Below are 19,544 nucleotides of genomic sequence, written 5' to 3'. Positions count from 1 at the left end.
CGGCACCTTCGAGTTGTATGCATCTGCACACAGACATGACGACGGACCATCGAAAATGAACTGGTCGCTCTTTGGAAAATCCAAAGCTTTGAAGAACGATGGCAGAACCATCGATTTTCGTAGCGCCAGCGATTCCGAGATAGAGGATGTCGAGGACGCCTCGCACGAGACTTCGCAGCGATCGGCTCAGCCCATCCCTTTTCTGATGAAGAACGATAAAGAATTTTCCATCGACTCCGTCGGACAGAAATCGGAAATCATTCGGTTCCGGATTTCCGAGATGTCGGACCGCCTCGAAGATCTCCGGTCCCTGAAGGACGATTTCGCCTCGATCCTCGAGCCGATCATCGAGATCACGGATGAACTGCCCAAGGCGAAGATTCGAATCTCCGAGATCGAAGCGCTTCTCGCCCTCGAACAGGCGAACACCTCCGGGATGCGGCGCGAGTTGGCCGACAGGGCGGAACGGCTCGTCGATGTCACCAACAACTTCTCCGCGGCCACCATCCAGTTGCAGCACCTCGAGGTCAGCCTGCGGGACCGGGATACGACGGGCGAGGAATTGCGCGTCGGCTTGCGCGACAAGACGCTCGTCGCCGAGAATCTCGAGCGGCAACTCCATGCCGAAACCGAGCAGACCCGGGCGCTCCAGGGTGAAAGCAAGGCCCTGCGGAGCGAGGCGAAGGCTCTCGATCAGGCACTGGCCCGTTCCGAGAGCGAACTCCAGGATATCCGCGAGACGCGCAGCCTGCTGGAGCAGGACAATCAGCGCCTGCAGGCCCTGAGCGAGAACCAAGTCGTTCGCATCGAGGAGCTCGCGGTTCGCGCCCAGGACTCCGAAACGCAGCTCGAACTGTCGCGGACGGGGCTTCGAAACCTCGAACAGCAGCTGTCGAATGCCGTCGCGGCGGCGCAGAAGGCCGATGTCCAGTACGAGACCGAGATCGCCGCCCACCGGACCGAGCGCACCACCCTGGCGATGCGGCTCGAAGCCGCCACGAGCCGCCTCGGAACCACGGACCAGATGCTTCAGCAGGTCCGCAATCAATTGCGCGACCGTGACGAGACCGGCCGGGTGGCGGAGCGGGGTCTCAAGGAATCGTCCATCGAGCGGCTGACCCTGGAGCGCCGCCTGGAGAGTACGCAGGCCGACCTCGCACGACAGACCGAGCGCTTCCTGGAGATGCAGCGCCTGCGCTCCGAACTCGATCACCGGTGCGAGATGTTCGCCAAGGCCATCGCGGCGAAGGACGCGGCCCTCGATCAGGCGACCGGTCGGGTCGCGAGCCTCATGGAGCGCATCGAGCAGCTCGTGCATCGCCAGGAGGCCGAGCGTGCGGATTTCGAGACCGTCAATCACCGCCTCGTCGAGGAACTCCAGCACGAGCGCTCCGAGCGCAAGATGGCGCAGGGGGCCCTCGACATCGCCCGCGAAAGCCGCGTCTCCCTTCAGAAACAGCACGACATGCTGAAGCGCGCGACGCGTTCGTATGGGGCGGACGAAACGGGATCACGGGCCGAGACGGCGCCGGCGGCACCGCAGGAAGCGAACAACGTCCGGCCGTTCATGCCGGTCGAGAAGTCGACCTGACCCCCCTGCGAATCGGAACGATCGGTGCCGTCACCGTGCGGCGGACAACGACACGACATTCGGTGGAAAGCGGACGATGACCGAGAACGCCCTGCGCGACCGAGAGACCTCGTCCGCCGCTGCCGCCGCCTGGCTCATGCGGGGACGGGCGGAGAGCATGCCCGTCCTGGTTCAGGACGTGGTCCCGCAGAACTTCATCCCGTCGCATCCGACCCACGAGGCAGTACCGATGGACGAGGTGGCGAAGCCGGACAAGCGCAACTGGTCGTCGACCCTCGACCTCATCCACGAGGCGACCACGGCGATCCGCATCAGCGAGGAGCGTGCGACGGAGCTGGAACTCGAACTGCAGCGCACCGTGACGCAGGCCATCGAGCGCGAGCGCTTCCTCGAGCAGAAGATCGCCGCCACGGAGGCGCGCGCCGAACTCGCCGAAGGTCGGGCGAAAGAGGCCGAGGAGTGGCTGAACCGGCTTCACGAGGCGGTGGTCAGCGGATTCACCCGGGCGTCGTCGGAATCCGCGCAGCCCGATGTCCAACGCTCGTCCGTCGCGTAGCCCGTGCCATGGCGTCCTCCTCGCGGCTGATCGAACCCGCACCGCATTCCCAGCCGTTCCCCGTGGGCGGCCGATGTGTGTCCCATGCGCTGGTCCTCTACGAGCCCGCGCAAGAGGCCGAGTGCGACGGGGCCAGAACCCTGCGCCTGGTCGAGCAGGCCGTCGAATCCATGCAGGCCCTGCGTGAGCGGGCGGACTACATCACGGCCCAGGCCCACGATCTGATCCGGCTGACGAACCTCGAACGGGCACAGGTCGAGACCGAATTGCGCAAGGTGCGCGAGGACAAGGCGGCCGTCGAGCGGCAGATGCGGGACGCCGAGCAAGCCCTGGCGCGGGCGAACCTGCGCCTGCGGGAAGCCGAACTCGGGCGGCGGGAAGCCCAGGTGGCGGCGCGGGAGGCCGAGACCCGGGCCGTCGACGCCGAAGCCCGGGCCGTCGACGCCGAACTTCGGGAGCAGGGGCTCGCCTCCTACCTGAAGAAGATCAGCGCGTTCCTCCAGGTGCGGCTCGCCGTGGCCGAGAGAGAAGCCTGAGGCCGACTGGACCCGGCCGGCGCTCAATCCCACAGCACCCGCTCGACGAAGCCGGCGATCCAATCCTGCGCCGCCCGCGCTTCCGGCAGAACGCTGAGGATCGGGTACACGTGCATCAACCCCGGCTCCTCGTGATAGATCACCTCGCAGCCCGTGCGTGCGGCGAGGCGGCGGGCGTCGGTGACGAGGATGTCGTGACCGCCGCAGAACATCAGGATCGGCGGCACGCCCGCAAAGGAGCCGAAGAGCGGGCTGACGCGGGGGTCGGTGACGGGCAGGGCGCCGGCGTACCAGAGGCCGGCCGCGCGGGCGCCGGGGCGCATCAGCATCACGTCGCGGGGTTCGATCGCGGCCTGCTCCGGATCGCTCAGGGTGACGTCGAGCCATGGTGAGATGAGGACGAGGCCGCCCGGCGCGGGCAGGCCCGCCGCCACCGCCTGCTGGGCTAGCGCCAGGGCCAGGCCGCCGCCGGCCGAATCCCCCATGACGATCACCCGGCCCATAGAGTCACCGGCGACCAGGTTGCGGTAGAGTGCGAGGGCGAACGGGATCGTCTCGGCGCAGGTGTGGGCGGGCGCGAGGGGATAGAGCGGCACCACCACCCGCACTCCGAGGCGCTCGGCGAGGCGGGCGACGAACCACCAATGAATTCGGGTGATCGGCGCGGCGTAGGCGCCGCCGTGGAAGTAGATCACCGTGCAGGACGGCGCCCGCCCGCGCGGCATGACGGTGTAGACGGCGTGGCCGTCCTGCAGCGTCTGCCCGACGTCGAGGCGGCGGCGCAGGGCGCGCGGGGGGAGGGCGGGCTTCGGATCGGGGCCGAGGAATTCCCGCGGCGTCACGTCGGCGCGGGCGAACTTGCGGCGCCCGCCCGTGAGACGGATGAGCAGCGCGAGGGCGTGGGCGGCGAGGCTCGGCACGACGGATCGCGTCTCCGCCCGCCTACCGCGTCACGGCGCCGACCATCGGCCCGAGGGGCCGGCTGAGGTCGGAGCGGTTCATGGACGGCGCGTAGAGGCTCGACACGCTGCCGTCGAGGAACAGGGCGTTGCGGCAGCCGAGCGCATCCTTGAACAGGCGCGCGAAGGCGCCGAAGCTCACGGGGCGCTCGGAGATGGCGAACACGGCAGTGCGGCCGTCGTCCCGCACGCCGACGCCGTTGCGGATCTTCTGACTCGGCCCGTCGCTGGAGATCTTGGGGTGGATGTGGCCGTCCACCACCAGCATCGGCCCCGATTGCGTGGCGAAATCGGGCTTCGGGTTGACGCGCAGATAGCGGGTGGTGTCGAGGACGCCGGCGCGGTCACCCTTCACGTAGAAGATGCCGTTGGGCTTGAGGTGGAAGTTGCCCGGGCCATTGGCGGTGGACACGCCCTTCAGCTCGCGCCCCTCCTCGACGTAGAGGCCGACCGGGGCCTGATCCTTGTCGTACATGCCGGCATTCATGGCGAAGCGCAGGGACGGGCCCTGTCTGTCGCCGAGGGTCGAGAGCGACGAGTAGGGCTGGCCGTCGGCGCCGCGCCAGAACAGCCGAACCTTCTCGCGGCGCAGATCAACGGTGCAGACCGTGTAGGTCTCGCCCTCGGCCTGGACCGGCCTGCACGGTGCGGCGGCGGGGGTCGAAGCGGGGGCAGGGGCGGCGGAGACCGGAGCCGTGCAGGCCAGGAATGCGGCGAGTGCCGGGGCGAGCCATCGCCGCGTCCGGACGGCGGCATCCTGAAGGGCGAGACCGTGCATCGCGAAACCCTTGCGGCCGGGAGGAGAGCCGGGACGCGCTTCCTCGCCCGAAAGCGGCACGGTTTTCAAGTCGCCCGGCGCGCCGATTGGCCAGGCGGGGCGTGCGCCTTCACGATTGCGGCAAAACGGATCGCTCGCTGAACCGTTGCAGGGCGTTCCGCGTTCCTGTGCCGTTGGGGGACGCAACGGTATCTCTCGGAGAGTGTGAGATGAAACGAGTTGTTCTGGCCTCGGCGGCGATGATCGGCGCCCTCGCGATGATCCCGGCGACGGCGGAGGCGCGCGGCTTCCACGGCGGCGGGTTCCACGGTGGCGGTTTCGGCGGCGGTGGCTTCCGCGGCGGTTTCGGAGGCGGTGGCTTCCGGGGCGGGTTCGGTGGGTATCGCGGCGTCGGTTTCGGCGGCTACCGCGGTGGCTTCGGCGGTTATCGCGGCGGGTTCTACGGGCATCGCGGCGGCTTCTACGGCGGTCGCGGGTTCGGACGCGGCTACGGCTACGGGCTCGGGGGCCTTGGCCTCGGTGTGGGCCTCGGCCTCGCGGCGGGCGGTCTCTACGGCGGCTACGGCCCGGGTTACGGCTACGGTGGCGGATACGCCCCGGTGGGCTACGGTGCCTACGACGTCGGCTACGGCGGCGGCTGCTACACGGTCCCGCGCGTGCGCTGGACGCCCTACGGCTACCGCCGGGTGCTGGTCGAACGCTGCTACTGAGCACAGAGACCCGGTCGCGACTCAGGGGGGCTGCCTGCGGGCAGTCCCCTTCTTCGTTTCAGCGCCCCATCTCGTCCCGCCGCATCGGCATGGCGTCGATGGTAGAGAACAGGGTCTCGGCGGGCAGCGGCGCGGCGGCGTCGAGCTTCGTCCCCCCGTCCTTGCCGACGAGCACCACCCGGAACGACGCATCGGGGAGGCTCAGACGGGCGCGCAGGCCCCGTGCCTCGGCGGTGGTGCCGACCGCCTCCAGCACCACGAGATCGCGGTCGCGCACCCCGTCCGGCACCGCCGCCAGGAGCGCGCGCTGGCGCAGGAGGTGCGGATCGTCCGGCCCGGGGGCCGACATCACCACCACGCGGGCTTTCCAGCGATGGGCCGCCAGGGGATTCTCGGCCGCCCTCGCCCCGCCGCCCATCAGCACCATTCCTATCAGCAACAGCCCCCGAACCATCGCGCGTTCCTCGTCTGCACGTCCGTACCTGCACGTCCGTCAACGCGCGAGGACCCGATTTGCCTTCCCCGCCCGGGGCCCCATCTGCCGAACCTCGGGACAGCGTTCACGATCGGAGATTGCCCATGACCCAAGCGACGAACCCGACCGCCGGCACCGTCAACCGCCGCATCGTCCTGGCCGCCCGTCCGCACGGCGAGCCGAACGAGAGCCATTTCCGCCTGGAGGAGGGCCGGGTGCCGACGCCGTGCGACGGCGAGGTGCTGCTTGCCAACCGTATCCTGTCCCTCGATCCGTACATGCGCGGGCGCATGAGCGCGGCCAAATCCTACGCCGAGCCGGTGGCCATCGGCGACACCATGGTGGGCGCCACGGTGGCGGAGGTGGTCGCCTCGCACCATCCCGATTTTTCCGTCGGCGAGACCGTGGTGGGCTTCGGCGGCTGGCAGGATTTCACCACCTCGGACGGCAGGGGCCTGCGCAAGCTCGCCCCCGCCGCGGCACCCGTGAGCACCGCGCTCGGCGTTCTCGGCATGCCGGGCATGACCGCCTATACGGGCCTTCTCAAGGTCGGCGCCCCGAAGCCCGGCGAGACCGTGGTGGTGGCCGCAGCCACGGGGCCCGTCGGCTCCCTCGTCGGGCAGATCGCCAAGCGCAAGGGCGCGTGCGCCATCGGCATCGCCGGAGGACCCGAGAAATGCGCCTACCTGCGCGACGTTCTCGGCTTCGACGCGGCCCTCGACCACCGCGCCGATGACTTTCCCGACGCCCTCGCGGCGGCCTGCCCGGACGGCATCGACGTGTATTTCGAGAATGTCGGCGGCGCGGTGTTCGACGCGGTGCTGCCCTTGCTCAACACCTTCGCGCGCATTCCCGTCTGCGGCCTCGTCTCGGGCTACAGCGCCACAGACCTGCCGCCCGGCCCCGACCGCATCCCGCTCCTCATGCGGGCGGTGCTGTCGAAGCGTCTGCACCTCCAGGGCTTCATCGTCTGGGACTTCGCCGATCAGGAGGCCGAGTTCCTGCGCGAGGTCGGCGGCTGGCTCCGCGAGGGGAGCATCGTCCACCGGGAGGACATCGTCGATGGCCTGGAGAACGCCCCGACCGCCTTCGCGGGACTTCTGAAGGGCCGCAACTTCGGTAAGCTGCTGGTGCGAATCGCCTGAGTCGGTCCCTCCGAATCTTGCCGACGCTTGAGAACGAATGTAGAACACCGGTGACGCGGCGGAACCCCCGTGAGTCACGGGGACAACCCGCCCGCGATGATTGCCGGGGCCTTCGGGACGGCCCATGACAGACGCTGTCGATGGCGGGTCGGCCCGTCACCGGGCCGGACAGCGCTTCGGCGCGCGGTGAGATCGATCGAGAGGAGAGAGCGGCATGGCCGGCAGCGTGAACAAGGTGATTCTGGTGGGCAATCTCGGGCGCGATCCCGAGACGCGACGCCTCGCTTCCGGCGATCCCGTAGTCAACCTGCGCATCGCCACATCGGAGTCCTGGAAGGACAAGATGTCGGGCGAGCGCAAGGAAAAGACCGAGTGGCACGCGGTGGTGATCTACAACGAGAACCTCGCCCGCGTCGCCGAGCAGTACCTGCGCAAGGGCTCCAAGGTCTACATTGAGGGCCAGCTCCAGACCCGCAAGTGGGCCGACCAGTCCGGCGTCGAGAAGTACACCACCGAGGTGGTGCTGCAGCGCTTCCGCGGTGAACTCACCCTGCTGGACGGCCGCTCCGGCGGCGCCGGCGGCGAGATGGGCGCCGACGAGGAGGGCGGCGGCCAGATCAGCCGCGGCGGCGATTACGGCGGCGGCGGCGGAGATTACGGCGGCGGTGGCGGCGGTGGCCGCGCCTCCGGCGGCGCTCGTCCCTCCGGCGGCGGCGACCGCCGCCCGGCCCCGTCGAGCGGCGGTGGCGGCTCCAAGCCGAACTACGACCTCGACGACGACATCCCGTTCTAGGTCCTTTACGAAGAGGGCGCGGCACCGAACGGGGCCGCGCTGTCTTCGATTCCACGGGTGGAAACCCCTTCGCCCGGGCGACACCGTCGGGGCCCGGGACGAGGCCGCGCCCGTGCACCACAAGCCGTTGCGGGTCTTCGGCTTTCCCGTGCGCGCAAGGCGACGCTCTGTGGCGAGGGCCGGGTGGATCGGGTATACGGGACGGTGAGGCCGGTCGAGGCCGGTTCGCCCAGGCGAGCCGAGACGACGATCCGGCACCCCAAAAGTTCCCCGTGAGGGGTCGTCGTCCATCGACGCCCCGCGCTTCGGGCGCCCACCCGGCAGAGATCCAGAGCCTTGGCAGAGAACGACATTCCCGGCGCCGGAGCGCCCCCCGCCTCCGACATCAAGCCCGTATCCATCGTCGACGAGATGCGCCGGTCCTATCTCGATTACGCCATGAGCGTGATCGTGAGCCGGGCGCTGCCCGATGCCCGCGACGGGCTCAAGCCCGTGCACCGGCGCATCCTGTACTCGGCCTACGAGAGCGGGCACTTGCCCGAGCGCAAATACGTCAAGTCGGCCCGCATCGTCGGCGACGTCATCGGTCTCTATCACCCGCACGGCGACCAATCGATCTACGACGCCCTGGTGCGCATGGCGCAGGACTTCTCGATGCGGCTCATGCTCATCGACGGGCAGGGCAATTTCGGCTCCGTCGACGGCGATCCGCCGGCGGCCATGCGCTACACCGAATCGCGTCTCGCCAAGCCCGCCAACGCGCTCCTGGCCGATATCGACAAGAACACCGTCGATTTCCAGCCGAACTACGACGAGTCGCGTGAAGAGCCGACGGTTCTTCCCGCCCGCTTCCCGAACCTGCTCGCCAACGGCGCGGGCGGCATCGCCGTGGGCATGGCCACCAACATCCCGCCGCACAACCTCGGCGAACTCATCGACGCCTGCGTCGCCCTCATCGACGATCCGGGCCTGTCCATCGAGGGACTGACCGAGATCGTCCCCGGCCCCGACTTCCCCACCGGCGGCTCGATCCTCGGCCGGGCCGGCACGCGTCAGGCCTACGCCACGGGGCGCGGCTCCATCATCATGCGGGCGAAATCCCACGTCGAGGAGCTGCGCAAGGAGCGCGAGGCGCTGATCTTCACCGAGATCCCGTATCAGGTGAACAAGGCGACCTTGATGGAGAAGATCGCCGAACTGGTGAAGGAGAAGCGCGTCGAGGGCATCTCGGATCTGCGCGACGAGTCCGACCGCGACGGCATGCGCATCGTCGTCGAGATCAAGCGCGATGCCATGGCGGACGTGGTGCTGAACCAGCTCTACCGGTTCACGCCCCTGCAATCGTCGTTCGGCTGCAACATGGTCGCCCTCAACGGCGGCCGCCCCGAGCTGATGAACCTCAAGGACCTGCTCCAGGCCTTCGTGGACTTTCGCGAAGAGGTGGTGTCCCGGCGGACCAAGTTCCTGCTCAATAAGGCCCGCGAGCGCGCCCACGTCCTGTGCGGCCTCGCCATCGCGGTCGCCAACATCGACGAGGTGATCCGCCTCATCCGGACCTCGCCCGATCCGAACTCCGCCCGCGAGGCCCTCATGGGCCGCGACTGGCCGGCGAAGGACATCGCGCCCCTCATCGCGCTGGTGGACGACCCGCGCCATCGCATCAACGACGACGACAGCTACCGCCTGTCCGACGTGCAGGCCCGCGCCATCCTCGACCTGCGCCTGCAGCGCCTCACGGCGCTCGGCCGCGACGAGATCGGCGACGAGTTGCAGAAGCTCGCCGACGAGATCGCCGACTACCTCGACATCCTGCGCTCGCGCCCGCGCATCATGGGCATCGTCAAGGACGAGCTCGCCGAGGTCCGCGAATCCTTCGCCACGCCGCGCCGGACGGTGATCCTCGATTGGGATTCCAACGTCGAGGACGAGGACCTGATCCAGCGCGAGGACATGGTGGTGACCGTGTCCCATGCGGGCTACGTCAAGCGCGTGCCGCTCTCGACCTACCGGGCCCAGCGTCGGGGCGGCAAGGGACGCTCAGGGATGGCGACCCGCGACGAAGATTTCGTCACCCGCCTGTTCGTCGCCAACACCCACACGCCGATCCTGTTCTTCTCGAACATGGGTCAGGTCTACAAGGAAAAGGTCTGGCGCCTGCCCATGGCGGCGCCGAACGCCCGCGGCAAGGCCCTCGTCAACATCCTCGCCATGGATGCGGGCACCGAGCGCATCACCACCATCATGCCGCTGCCCGAGGACGAGGCGTCGTGGGAGACCCTCGACGTGATGTTCGCCACCGCCAGCGGCGGAGTGCGGCGCAACAAGCTCTCGGACTTCGTGCAGGTGAACCGCGCCGGCAAGATCGCCATGAAGCTCGATGAGGGCGACCACATCGTCCACGTGGAGATCTGCCGGGCCGACCAGAACGTGCTCCTCACCTCCAAGGACGGGCAGTGCATCCGCTTCCCCGTGGAGGACGTGCGGGTGTTCAAGGGGCGCGATTCCACCGGCGTGCGCGGCATCAGCCTCGCCAAGGACGATCGCGTCATCTCCATGACGATCCTCAACTCCTTCGAGGCCAGCCCCGAGGAGCGAGCCGGCTACCTCAAGATGCGCCGGGCCGTCATCGGCGACGGCACGGAAGGGGAAGAGGCGAGCACGGAGGCAGAAGAAGGCGTCCAGGAGGCGAGTGCGATCTCCCTCGAGCGCTACAACGAGATGGGCGCCCACGAGCAGTTCGTGCTGACACTGTCCGAGCGCGGCTTCGGCAAGCGTAGCTCGTCGTTCGAGTACCGTACCTCCGGACGCGGCGGCAAAGGCATCACGGCCATGCGGGTCAACGCCCGCAACGGCACCCTGGTGGCCTCCTTCCCGGTGCAGCCCTCGGACCAGATCATGCTGGTCACCGATGCGGGCCAGCTCATCCGCGTGCCCGTGGACGACATCCGCATCGTCGGGCGCGCCTCGCAGGGCGTCACGGTGTTCAACACCGAGAAGACCGAGCGCGTGGTCTCGGTGGAGCACATCGAGGGCGAGGACGAGGCGGGCGACGCCCCCGGCGAGATCACGGGCGAAGCCGCACTGTGATCGCCCGGACCCCCGTCGTCACGGCGACGGGGGTCCGGGACGGGTTCGGGCCCCGTCGGGATGGCGGGGATGCGGCCTCGCTTGCGGGAGAGCCGTCATCCGCGCCGGTTCAAGCCGCCCTGCGCGGGGAGGCGAGGGTGCAGCGGGCCTTGCCCCGCGCCTTCGCCTCGTAGAGCGCCGCGTCGGCGGCGGAGACCAGGCTCGCGAGACCGGCGCCGTCCTGGGGCGACGCGGCGATGCCGATGCTGACCCCGATGGTCGCCGTGCGGTCGCGCCCGAGGCCGTACGGCACCGAGATGCGCGCCGCGAGCCGCTCGCCGAACGTGATCAGCGCCTCCGGGGCGAGCGCATCGGCGAGGACCACGAACTCGTCGCCGCCGAGCCGCGCGATGACGTCGTGCGGTCCCACCGCTTGTCGCAGGCGATCGGCGACGGCTTGCAGGAGCTGGTCGCCCATGCCGTGGCCGTAGGTGTCGTTGACGGCCTTGAACCCGTCGAGGTCGAGGTAGAACAGGGCCGTCGGGCGATCCTGCCGCCCCGCCATGGCGTCCGCGAGGCCGAACCGGTTCGCCAACCCCGTCAGGCTGTCGTGCTGCGCCCGGAACGCGTTCTCGCGTTCGGCCCGCATGGTGGCGACCAGCATCTTGTTGAGCCGGAAGCCGGCCGCACTCATGCTGGCGAGATAGAACGGAATCTGCAGGAAGGTGATCAGCAGGACCGGCTCGCCGGTGAACGGCGCGCCGAGGCAGCACGAGCCGAGGGTCAGCACAATCATCGCGCCGGCGAGGCGGGGCGCGCCGAAGTTGCGGAACGAGATGCCGCCGACCATGGCGGCGGCCGAGAGGCACGCGAGGGTCGCCACCACCCAATCCCCGCTGGTGAGGCTGATCAGGGTGCCGTAGCCGACGCTCGCCGCCCAGGCGAGGCCGAGGAGGATGTAGAGGTCCGTGGGGGTTTCGCCCCCCCTGGCCGCCGCCCGCCGGGCCTGAACCAACACGACGAGCCGCACGAGGCAGATGACGCATTCGAGAACGCACCAGACCACGAAGTGCGGCTGCGGGATCCGGACGGCGACCAGCATCGACACCGTCAGGGTGTTCAGGACGCCCCCGGCGAAGATCGGAAGCGTGCCGAACAGGCTCGCGATGAGGGCGGCGCGGATCTCGTCCGGAACGTCGCGCCCCGCATCGGTGAGCCACCGCGTGACGCGCCAACGGGGCAGGCTGAACAGCAGGAGATCGTTGCGCATGGAGCGACTCGGCGGCGGTGGGACGGCCCGCGGGCGGCGAAACCGGGGTTCGCCGTCCACGACTCTCCTGCGGCTCACCGGGTGCTGGCCGCCCTTCGACCGCTCGCATGCGTTGGGTTAACATTCACACCACGAGGTATAGACGATCGTGCGGATTCGCACCCTCGGCAGTCGATCCCGCGCGTCGGAACGTCTGCGAAGACGAATGCGGCGGCCTGATCATGCCGTTCGCATGCGAGACCGGCGCACCGGCATGGGGCAATAGGCTGATCCGCGACCGGGTCGCACCCGATAGCCATCCGACATCCATCGGCGGTTCGCGAACATCCGACGAGGTCTTGGTCACGGCCGATCCGGTTGAACCGCACCCGCTTGGACGGCCTCGCCCACCGATCGACCGGGCCCCGGTTCCGTTCGGGCGAAAAATGCTCTACCCCGGGCCGCGATGATCCGCACCGCGCTCTACGCCGGCTCCTTCGACCCGGTCACCAACGGACACCTCGACGTGATTCGTCAGGCGTGCCGGCTCGTGCAGCACCTCGTCATCGCCATCGGGGTGCATCCGGGCAAGGCCCCGATGTTCACCGCCGAAGAGCGGGCCGACCTCCTGCGCGACACCTGCACGCCGCTGGCGGAGGCGGAGAATGCGCGCCTGGAGATCGTCGCCTTCGACGACCTCGCCGTCACCGCCGCCCGGCGCCACGGCGCCACCCTGTTCATCCGGGGCCTGCGCGATGGCACCGACCTCGACTACGAGATGCAGCTCGCCGGCATGAACGGCGCGATGGCGCCGGAAGTCCAGACGGTGTTCCTGCCGGCCTCCACCGGCGTCCGCCCCATCACCGCGACCCTGGTCCGCCAGATCGCCGCCATGGGCGGCGACGTCTCGCCCTTCGTACCGGCCCTGGTGGCCGAGCGCCTGGCACGACGTTTCGCCGGATCCTGATCCTGTTTCGCCTGAAGAGAGAACACCCGCTCATGAACTTCGGAATCAATCGCCGGATCGCCCTCCTGGCCGTCGCCGCCCTCCTCGGCACGGCGCCCGCGGCGCTGGCGGCGGACGAGAACACCGTGTTCCTCGACACCAAGGACGGTCGCGTCACCATCGAGTTGCGCCCGGATCTGGCGCCGAAGCACGTCGCGCAGATCAAGACCCTGATCAAGCAGGGCTTCTACAACGGCCTCAAGTTCCACCGCGTCATGGACGGCTTCATGGCCCAGACCGGCGACCCGAAGGGCAACGGCACCGGCGGTTCGAGCCTGCCCAACATCCCGGCAGAGTTCTCGCAGACCCCGTTCCGCCGCGGCACCCTCGGCATGGCGCGTTCGTCCGAGCCGAATTCGGCCAATTCGCAGTTCTTCATCTGCCTCGGCGATGCGCCGTTCCTCAACGGCCAGTACACCGTCGTGGGCCTCGTCTCGTCCGGCATGGACGCCGTCGACAAGATCAAGAAGGCGGCCCCCGGTGCCGCCGGCGGCGCCGTGCAGGATCCCGACAAGATCGTGAAGATGCAGTTGGCCCAGGGCGCGAAGTAATCCGGGGGGCGCGGGGCATGGCGGGCGTCGGCCGGGCCTGGGGGTTCTGTAGCCTCGCGTTCGCGCTGCCGCTCGGCACTGTCGGGGCGGAATCGGCGCCCTCGATGGGCCCGCTCACCCTGCCCGAGACCCTGCGGGGCACCGTGCAGGTCCCGTCCCGGCACGGCACAACCTCGAACGGCATGACCGAGAATGGAATGGCGCAGGCCCCCGGCGGCAAGCGCCTCGACACTCTCAAGGATCTCTATCCCGCGCTCGCCGCCTGCTGGATCGTGCCGGAAGGCCTCGCCCGCTTCGAGCGCACGGAGATCACCGCCCGGTTCGCCCTTCGCCGGGACGGATCGGTCATCGGAACCCCGCGCGTCACCTTCGCGACGGAAGCTGGCGACGGGCGGGCGCGTGCCCTGCTGGCGGAGGCCGCCGTTTCGGCGATCCGGCGCTGCACGCCCGCGCGGGTCACGGCCGCCCTCGGGGCGGCCATCGCGGGGCGCCCCATCGCGCTCCGCTTCATCCATCACGGACCCAGAGGACAAGGAATCTAGACCCATGGCAGACACCGAGACCCTCACCCTCGAGACCACCAAGGGCCGCGTCGTCATCGGGCTCCGCCCCGACCTCGCCCCCAACCACGTCGAGCGCCTCAAGACCCTCGCGGCCCAGGGCTTCTACGACGGCGTGCCGTTCCACCGCGTCATCGACGGCTTCATGGCCCAGACCGGCGATCCCACGGGCACGGGCTCGGGCGGCTCGGACCTCCCGGACCTCAACGCCGAGTTCAACGCCGAGCCGCACGTGCGCGGCACCTGCTCCATGGCCCGCACCAACTTCCCGCACTCGGCCAATTCGCAGTTCTTCATCTGCTTCGGCGACGCCCGCTTCCTCGACAAGCAGTACACCGTCTGGGGCAAGGTGACGGAGGGCATGGACATCGTCGATACCCTCAACAAGGGCGAGCCGCCGCGTTCCCCCGACAAGATCGTCAAGGCGACCGTCTCGGCCGCCTGAACCCGACGGGTTCCGCATCGGGGAGGGTCCGCGCGCCAGGCGTGCGGGCCCTCCTTCGCGTTTCGGAGTCGCGCGCCGTCCGGGTATTCCGGCGCGTCGGAAGCGAGTCGATCATGCACGCCGCCACGCTTCCCCCGCGCGACCTGCTGCTGGCCCTCGCCGTCGTGGCGGTGTGGGGCACGAACTTCGTGGTCATCCGCATCGGGCTCGATCACCTGCCGCCCCTGCTGTTCGCCGGCCTGCGCTTCGTGCTCGCCGCCCTGCCGGGCGTGTTCCTCGTGGCCCGGCCCACGGCGTCCTTGAAGAATCTCGCCGCCTACGGCCTGCTCATCGGCGCCGGGCAATTCGGCCTGCTGTTCATCGCCCTGCAGAGCGAGATCGCGCCGGGTCTCGCCTCCCTGGTGGTGCAGGTGCAGGTGTTCTTCACCATCGGCCTGTCCATCTGGCTGACCGGCGAGCGGGTGCGCGGCTACCAATGGGCCGCCCTGGCCCTCGCCGTCGCCGGCATCGGGGTCATCGCCGGCCACACCGACGCTACCACCACGCCGCTGGGCCTCGGCCTCGTGATCCTCGCGGGCCTGAGCTGGGCCGGCGGCAACATGGTGGCGCGGGCGAGCGGGGTGCGCAACATGCTGCCCTACGTGATCTGGGGCGGCCTGTTCTCGGCGCCGCCGCTGCTTGCCCTCTCCCTCGTCCTCGAAGGCTGGGACGCCATCCGGGATGGCCTTGTGCGGGCCGATGCCGCCACCTGGGCCGCCGTGCTGTGGCAATCCGTCGGCAACGCCCTGTTCGGCTACGCCGTGTGGGGCTGGCTCCTGGCGCGGCACCCCGCCGCCCTGATCACCCCCATGGCCCTGCTGGTCCCGATCTTCGGCATGGGCGCCTCCGCCCTCTGGCTCGGCGAGCCCCTGCCGGCCTGGAAGATCGGCGCCGCCGCCCTCGTCATGACGGGGCTTGCCATCGGCGTGCTGTATCCGCGCTGGCGGCAGCCCTAGATCGACGGCCGATCCGACAAGCGCGCCTCCGCCGCTGCCAGATCCTCGGGCGTGTTGATGTTCCAGAACGGATCGAGGGGCTCGGCCGGCCAGTCCACCGGGACGGCGCCGTGGGCGCGCAGGAAGGCGCCGACCCGGCGTTCCTCCCGGACCACGAGGGCGTCGTGAAGCGCCGCCCGCAGGGCGACGGGCCAGAGCGCCACGGTGAAATGCTCCCGCCCGTTCGAGGCCGCCATCGCGATGGGGGAACCGGCGATCGGGGCGCTAGTGATGGACGCGTCGCCCAAAGCCGCCGACAGGCGGGCGACGAGATCGACCGGCAGGAACGGCGCGTCGCCGGTGACGCTCGCCACGTGACTCACCCCCGGATGCAGGCGGGCGGCGTGATCGAGGGCGGCGAGGATTCCCGCCAGGGGGCCGGGGTTGCCCGGCACGCCGTCGGGCACGACCGGACCGGGGAACTCCGAAAACCGGGCGGGATCGCCGTTGGCGTTGAGGATCAGCCCGGCCGCGCATTGGGGCGCGAACCGCTCCACCACCCGGTCGAGGAGGGTTCGGCCGCAAAGGGTGCGCAGGGCCTTGTCGCCCCCGCCCATGCGCCGAGACAGGCCGCCGGCCAGGACGACGCCCAGCACGGCGCCGGGATCGGGCCTCATTCGATGACGATGCGGGGGGCCGCGCGGGGGGCCGAGGCGCCGTTGAGGTTCGCCCAAAGCTTGGCGGCGATGGCGCGATAGACCTTGGCGTGCGGCCCGTCGGGATCGACGGCCACCACGGGCCGCCCGGCATCCGAGCTCTCGCGGATCGTCATGTCCAGGGGCACCTCGCCGAGGAACGGCACGTCGAGGCGGGCGGCCTCGTCGCGGGCGCCGCCATGGCCGAAGATGTGCGAGGCGTGGCCGCAATTCGGGCAGACGAAGGTCGCCATGTTTTCGATGACGCCGAGGATCGGCACGGCGACCTTGCGGAACATGGTGACGCCGCGCCGGGCATCGATGAGGGCGAGATCCTGCGGGGTCGAGACGATGACGGCGCCGGACAGCGGTGTCGCCTGCGCCATGGTCAGCTGGGCGTCGCCGGTGCCGGGGGGCATGTCGACCACGAGGATGTCGAGATCGCCCCAGGCGACCTCGCGCAGCATCTGGGTGATGGCCGACTGGACCATGGGTCCGCGCCAGATCATCGCCGTCTCGGCCTCGATGAGGAAGCCGATGGACATCACCTTGATGCCGTAGCCCTCCATGGGAGCGAGCAGACGCTCCTCGATCACCTTGGGCTTGCCCGACAGGCCGAACAGCTTCGGCACCGATGGGCCGTAGATGTCGGCATCGAGCAGCCCGACCTTGAGGCCCTGGGCGGAGAGCGCGAGGGCGAGGTTGCAGGCGGTGGTGGACTTGCCGACGCCGCCCTTGCCCGAGGCCACGGCGACGATGTGGCGGACCCCCGGCAGGGCCGGCCCGGTGCGGGGCGGCTGCGGGGCGGGGGGCCGACCGGGGGCGGGCGGCTGCGGCGCGGCCTGACCTTGCGCCGGATGCGAGCCTTGCGCCGGGTGCGGGCCTTGCGCCGAATGATTGGGGCCGCGCTCCGAGGTCAGGCTGGCGAACACGCCCGAGACGCCCGGCGTTGCCAGGATCGCGCCCTCGGCTTGGCGGCGGATCGGTTCGAAGCGCTCGGCCTCGCTCGGATCGATGAGGATCGAGAACATCACCCGGCCCGTCGGATCGACGATCACCTGCGACAGGCGCCCGGACGCGGGCAGGGTGGTGCCCCCGGCGTCGATGGTGACGGCCGACAGGATCTTCAGGACATCGTCGCGGGTGATCGCCAACACTCGGGCTCCTTGGCGCTACGGGCGGGCGGGCCCGGGCCGGACGCAGAAACGGGCGGCGCCCTCCGCCCCGGACTGGGGTTTCGCGCGCGGATGCCCGCAAGGGGACAGCATGGGGACGCGGCGAGCGCAACCCCGGGCCGCGCGGCCCTTTATCGCGAATCCGTGAATCGCGGGCTCGAATCGGGACGCGGACGACCGCCGGAAACGAGGCTTGGCGAAACGGTGAAGGGCCGAAACAAAAGCGAAGCTCGCCCGTTGTGCCCTCGAACCGATCGCCGGCGCCCTTCGAGGTGCGGCGTCCGGATGCGTCGAGACCGAGTCGGAGATTCCAACCCCATGCACCAGGGCAACCACCGCGATCACGAGGGCGCCAAGAAGCTCTTCGCCCTCATCAAGGACATCAAGGTCGCGATGATGACCACCGCGGACCCCGACGGGAAGCTCTACAGCCGCCCGATGTGGTGCCAGGAGGCGGACGAGAACGGCGACCTGTGGTTCTTCTCCAAGCTGCACTCGCCCAAGACCGCCGAGATCAGCAAGGACAACCAGATCAACCTCGCCTATTCCGACCCGTCGAGCCAGACCTATGTGTCCGTGGCGGGCAAGGCCGAGATCGTGACCGACCAGAAGGTCATCGACGACAAGTGGACCGAGAGCCTGAAGACTTGGTTCCCCAACGGCAAGGACGACCCCGAGGTCGCGCTGATCCGCGTCCACCCGGAGAATGGCGAGTACTGGGACAGCCCCAACGCCACCGCCCTGCACATCTACGGCTACGTGAAGGCCGCGTTGACCGGCGAGTCGCCCAAGACCGAGACCAAGAAGGTCGATCTGGCCTGATCGTCTCACACGTCGCGTTTTGCGAGGGGCGGCTTACCGGAGGGTGGGCCGCCCTTTCGCGTTCCGGCATCCGGTCGGCCGATTGACTCGGAGGCGAGGCCTATGCGCCTTTCGCGGCTGAGCGGGCGTCTCGGTCCCGCGCCGGACGGTGCCCGACCATGATCGACCTCGCGACGCGGGTGTACAACCACAACTTCCAGATCGATCCCATCGTCCGGTCGCTGCTCGACACCGATTTCTATAAGCTACTGATGGCGCAATCGATCTTCCGCCGCCGTCGCGACGCCCGGGTCACCTTCGGCATCCAGAACCGGTCGAAGAGCGTGCGGCTCGCCGACTTCCTCGATGCCGGGGAACTGCGCGAGCAGCTCGATCACGCCCGCACCCTCACGCTGAGCCGGGGGGAATCGACCTGGCTGCGCGGCAACACCTTCTACGGCCAGCGCCAGATGTTCGCCCCCGACTTCATGGACTGGCTCGAGACGTTCCGGCTGCCCGAATACGAACTCGAGGCCCGCGACGGGCAGTACGTGCTTACCTTCCACGGCCCGTGGATCGAAACGTCGATGTGGGAGGTACCGGCCCTCTCCATCCTCAACGAGCTGCGGAGCCGGGGCGTCGTACGCCACATGGGCAAGCTCGAACTCCAGGTGCTCTACGCCCGGGCGATGACCCGGGTGTGGGAGAAGATCGAGCGCCTCCGCGCCCTGCCGGACCTGTCCATCGCCGATTTCGGCACGCGCCGCCGCCACGGCTTCCTGTGGCAGGACTGGTGCGTCGAGGCCATGCGGGCCGGCCTCGGCGACCGGTTCCTCGGAACCTCGAACTGCCTCATCGCGCTTCGCCGCGAGGTCGAGGCCGTGGGCACCAACGCCCACGAACTGCCCATGGTGTATTCGGCGCTGGCCGACGGCGACGAGGCCCTGGCGCGGGCCCCCTACGACGTGCTGGCGGACTGGCAGCAGGATTACGCCGGCAATCTCCTGGTCATGTTGCCGGACACCTACGGCACCAGCGGCTTCCTCGCGCACGCCCCCGAATGGATGAACGCCTGGACGGGCATCCGAATCGATTCGAAGGAGCCCATCGCGGGCGGAGAGGAGGCCATCGCGTGGTGGCGGTCGCGGGGCTGCGACCCCCGCGAGAAGCTGGCGATCTTCTCCGACGGCCTCGACGTCGAGACCATCGAGGCCATCCACGCGCATTTCCACGGGCGGATGCGCATCGGCTACGGCTGGGGCACCCTGCTGACCAACGACTTCCGCGGCCTCGTGCCGGATGGGCGCCTCGATCCGATCTCCATCGTCTGCAAGGTCATCACGGCGGATGGGCGGCCCACGGTGAAGATCTCCGACAACCCATCGAAGGCCATCGGGCCGGCGGACCAGATCGCGCGCTATCGCCGGGTGTTCGCGGTCGCGGACGGGCCGGCGATGCCTGTTCTTGTATGAGCCGGGT

At 69.4% G+C, this 19,544-nt stretch carries 20 protein-coding genes; 14 read left to right on the top strand and 6 right to left on the bottom strand.

Annotation, left to right across the window (positions count from 1 at the left end):
* Positions 1-55 precede the first annotated feature (55 nt).
* The 3 genes from ASF22_RS02345 to ASF22_RS02335 all read left to right on the top strand — a co-directional run bounded on the left by ASF22_RS02345 (position 56) and on the right by ASF22_RS02335 (position 2,683).
* Positions 56-1,591, top strand: a complete 1,536-nt coding sequence (locus ASF22_RS02345) for a chromosome partitioning protein ParA (protein WP_348271117.1) — start codon at positions 56-58, stop codon at positions 1,589-1,591.
* 76 nt (positions 1,592-1,667) lie between these two features.
* Complete coding sequence (locus tag ASF22_RS02340) at positions 1,668-2,147, top strand: hypothetical protein (protein ID WP_056173188.1); 480 nt, start codon at positions 1,668-1,670, stop codon at positions 2,145-2,147.
* Positions 2,148-2,155: 8 nt separating this feature from the next.
* Positions 2,156-2,683, top strand: a complete 528-nt coding sequence (locus ASF22_RS02335; protein WP_056261047.1) for a hypothetical protein — start codon at positions 2,156-2,158, stop codon at positions 2,681-2,683.
* Positions 2,684-2,706: 23 nt separating this feature from the next.
* Here the strand turns inward: ASF22_RS02335 and ASF22_RS02330 are convergent, their stop codons facing one another.
* Positions 2,707-3,603, bottom strand: coding sequence for an alpha/beta hydrolase (locus ASF22_RS02330; RefSeq protein WP_056261046.1), 897 nt, complete (start codon positions 3,601-3,603; stop codon positions 2,707-2,709).
* A gap of 22 nt (positions 3,604-3,625) precedes the next feature.
* A complete protein-coding gene (locus tag ASF22_RS02325) occupies positions 3,626-4,420 on the bottom strand; it encodes a phosphodiester glycosidase family protein (protein ID WP_082483478.1) in 795 nt (264 codons plus the stop codon).
* A gap of 209 nt (positions 4,421-4,629) precedes the next feature.
* Here ASF22_RS02325 and ASF22_RS02320 point away from each other — a divergent pair, with 209 nt between their 5' ends.
* A complete protein-coding gene (locus ASF22_RS02320) occupies positions 4,630-5,130 on the top strand; it encodes a hypothetical protein (protein ID WP_056261044.1) in 501 nt (166 codons plus the stop codon).
* Positions 5,131-5,188: 58 nt separating this feature from the next.
* On the opposite strand, the gene ASF22_RS02315 is transcribed toward ASF22_RS02320, so the two are convergent.
* Positions 5,189-5,584 carry a DUF4174 domain-containing protein gene (locus ASF22_RS02315; protein WP_056261042.1) on the bottom strand — a complete coding sequence of 132 codons (396 nt, stop codon included), beginning with the start codon at positions 5,582-5,584 and terminating at the stop codon, positions 5,189-5,191.
* 125 nt (positions 5,585-5,709) lie between these two features.
* On the opposite strand from ASF22_RS02315, the gene ASF22_RS02310 reads away from it, so the two are divergent.
* The 3 genes from ASF22_RS02310 (at position 5,710) to gyrA (ending at position 10,630) form a co-directional block, all read left to right on the top strand.
* Positions 5,710-6,750 carry an NADP-dependent oxidoreductase gene (locus ASF22_RS02310; protein ID WP_056261040.1) on the top strand — a complete coding sequence of 347 codons (1,041 nt, stop codon included), beginning with the start codon at positions 5,710-5,712 and terminating at the stop codon, positions 6,748-6,750.
* 214 nt (positions 6,751-6,964) lie between these two features.
* A complete protein-coding gene (gene ssb, locus ASF22_RS02305) occupies positions 6,965-7,543 on the top strand; it encodes a single-stranded DNA-binding protein (protein WP_056261039.1) in 579 nt (192 codons plus the stop codon).
* Positions 7,544-7,879: 336 nt separating this feature from the next.
* Positions 7,880-10,630 carry a DNA gyrase subunit A gene (gene gyrA / locus ASF22_RS02300; RefSeq protein ID WP_056261037.1) on the top strand — a complete coding sequence of 917 codons (2,751 nt, stop codon included), beginning with the start codon at positions 7,880-7,882 and terminating at the stop codon, positions 10,628-10,630.
* A gap of 109 nt (positions 10,631-10,739) precedes the next feature.
* On the opposite strand, the gene ASF22_RS02295 is transcribed toward gyrA, so the two are convergent.
* Positions 10,740-11,879, bottom strand: a complete 1,140-nt coding sequence (locus tag ASF22_RS02295; protein WP_056261035.1) for a GGDEF domain-containing protein — start codon at positions 11,877-11,879, stop codon at positions 10,740-10,742.
* Between the two features lie 445 nt (positions 11,880-12,324).
* Between ASF22_RS02295 and coaD the strand changes: the two genes are divergently transcribed.
* From coaD to ASF22_RS02270, 5 genes are all read left to right on the top strand, one after another.
* Entirely contained in the window at positions 12,325-12,825 is a 501-nt protein-coding gene (gene coaD, locus ASF22_RS02290; RefSeq protein ID WP_056261033.1) for a pantetheine-phosphate adenylyltransferase, read from the top strand.
* A gap of 44 nt (positions 12,826-12,869) precedes the next feature.
* Entirely contained in the window at positions 12,870-13,415 is a 546-nt protein-coding gene (locus tag ASF22_RS02285; RefSeq protein WP_056174096.1) for a peptidylprolyl isomerase, read from the top strand.
* Positions 13,416-13,519: 104 nt separating this feature from the next.
* Complete coding sequence (locus ASF22_RS02280) at positions 13,520-13,957, top strand: hypothetical protein (RefSeq protein ID WP_056261249.1); 438 nt, start codon at positions 13,520-13,522, stop codon at positions 13,955-13,957.
* Positions 13,958-13,961: 4 nt separating this feature from the next.
* Positions 13,962-14,420 carry a peptidylprolyl isomerase gene (locus ASF22_RS02275; protein WP_056173222.1) on the top strand — a complete coding sequence of 153 codons (459 nt, stop codon included), beginning with the start codon at positions 13,962-13,964 and terminating at the stop codon, positions 14,418-14,420.
* 113 nt (positions 14,421-14,533) lie between these two features.
* Positions 14,534-15,415: an EamA family transporter gene (locus ASF22_RS02270; RefSeq protein WP_056261031.1), complete on the top strand. Its 882-nt coding sequence runs from the start codon at positions 14,534-14,536 to the stop codon at positions 15,413-15,415.
* Here the strand turns inward: ASF22_RS02270 and mobA are convergent.
* Positions 15,412-16,071 (bottom strand): molybdenum cofactor guanylyltransferase MobA, encoded by a 660-nt coding sequence (mobA, locus tag ASF22_RS02265; protein ID WP_056261030.1) that lies wholly within the window; start codon positions 16,069-16,071, stop codon positions 15,412-15,414. The two genes, ASF22_RS02270 and mobA, sit on opposite strands and share 4 nt — an antisense overlap.
* Complete coding sequence (locus ASF22_RS02260) at positions 16,068-17,243, bottom strand: Mrp/NBP35 family ATP-binding protein (RefSeq protein WP_056261028.1); 1,176 nt, start codon at positions 17,241-17,243, stop codon at positions 16,068-16,070. The genes mobA and ASF22_RS02260 overlap by 4 nt, the downstream gene beginning before the upstream one ends.
* Positions 17,244-17,582: 339 nt before the next feature.
* Here ASF22_RS02260 and ASF22_RS02255 point away from each other — a divergent pair, with 339 nt between their 5' ends.
* Both ASF22_RS02255 and ASF22_RS02250 read left to right on the top strand, forming a co-directional pair.
* Positions 17,583-18,086, top strand: a complete 504-nt coding sequence (locus ASF22_RS02255; protein WP_056261027.1) for a pyridoxamine 5'-phosphate oxidase family protein — start codon at positions 17,583-17,585, stop codon at positions 18,084-18,086.
* Between the two features lie 158 nt (positions 18,087-18,244).
* Positions 18,245-19,537, top strand: coding sequence for a nicotinate phosphoribosyltransferase (locus tag ASF22_RS02250; RefSeq protein ID WP_056261024.1), 1,293 nt, complete (start codon positions 18,245-18,247; stop codon positions 19,535-19,537).
* Positions 19,538-19,544: the final 7 nt, after the last annotated feature.

The sequence above is a fragment of the Methylobacterium sp. Leaf87 genome (assembly GCF_001422775.1).
In the GTDB taxonomy this organism is placed as follows: Bacteria; Pseudomonadota; Alphaproteobacteria; order Rhizobiales; family Beijerinckiaceae; genus Methylobacterium.
The sequence above is the reverse complement of the archived record's forward strand: the minus strand, read 5'-3'. Positions and strand labels throughout refer to the sequence as shown.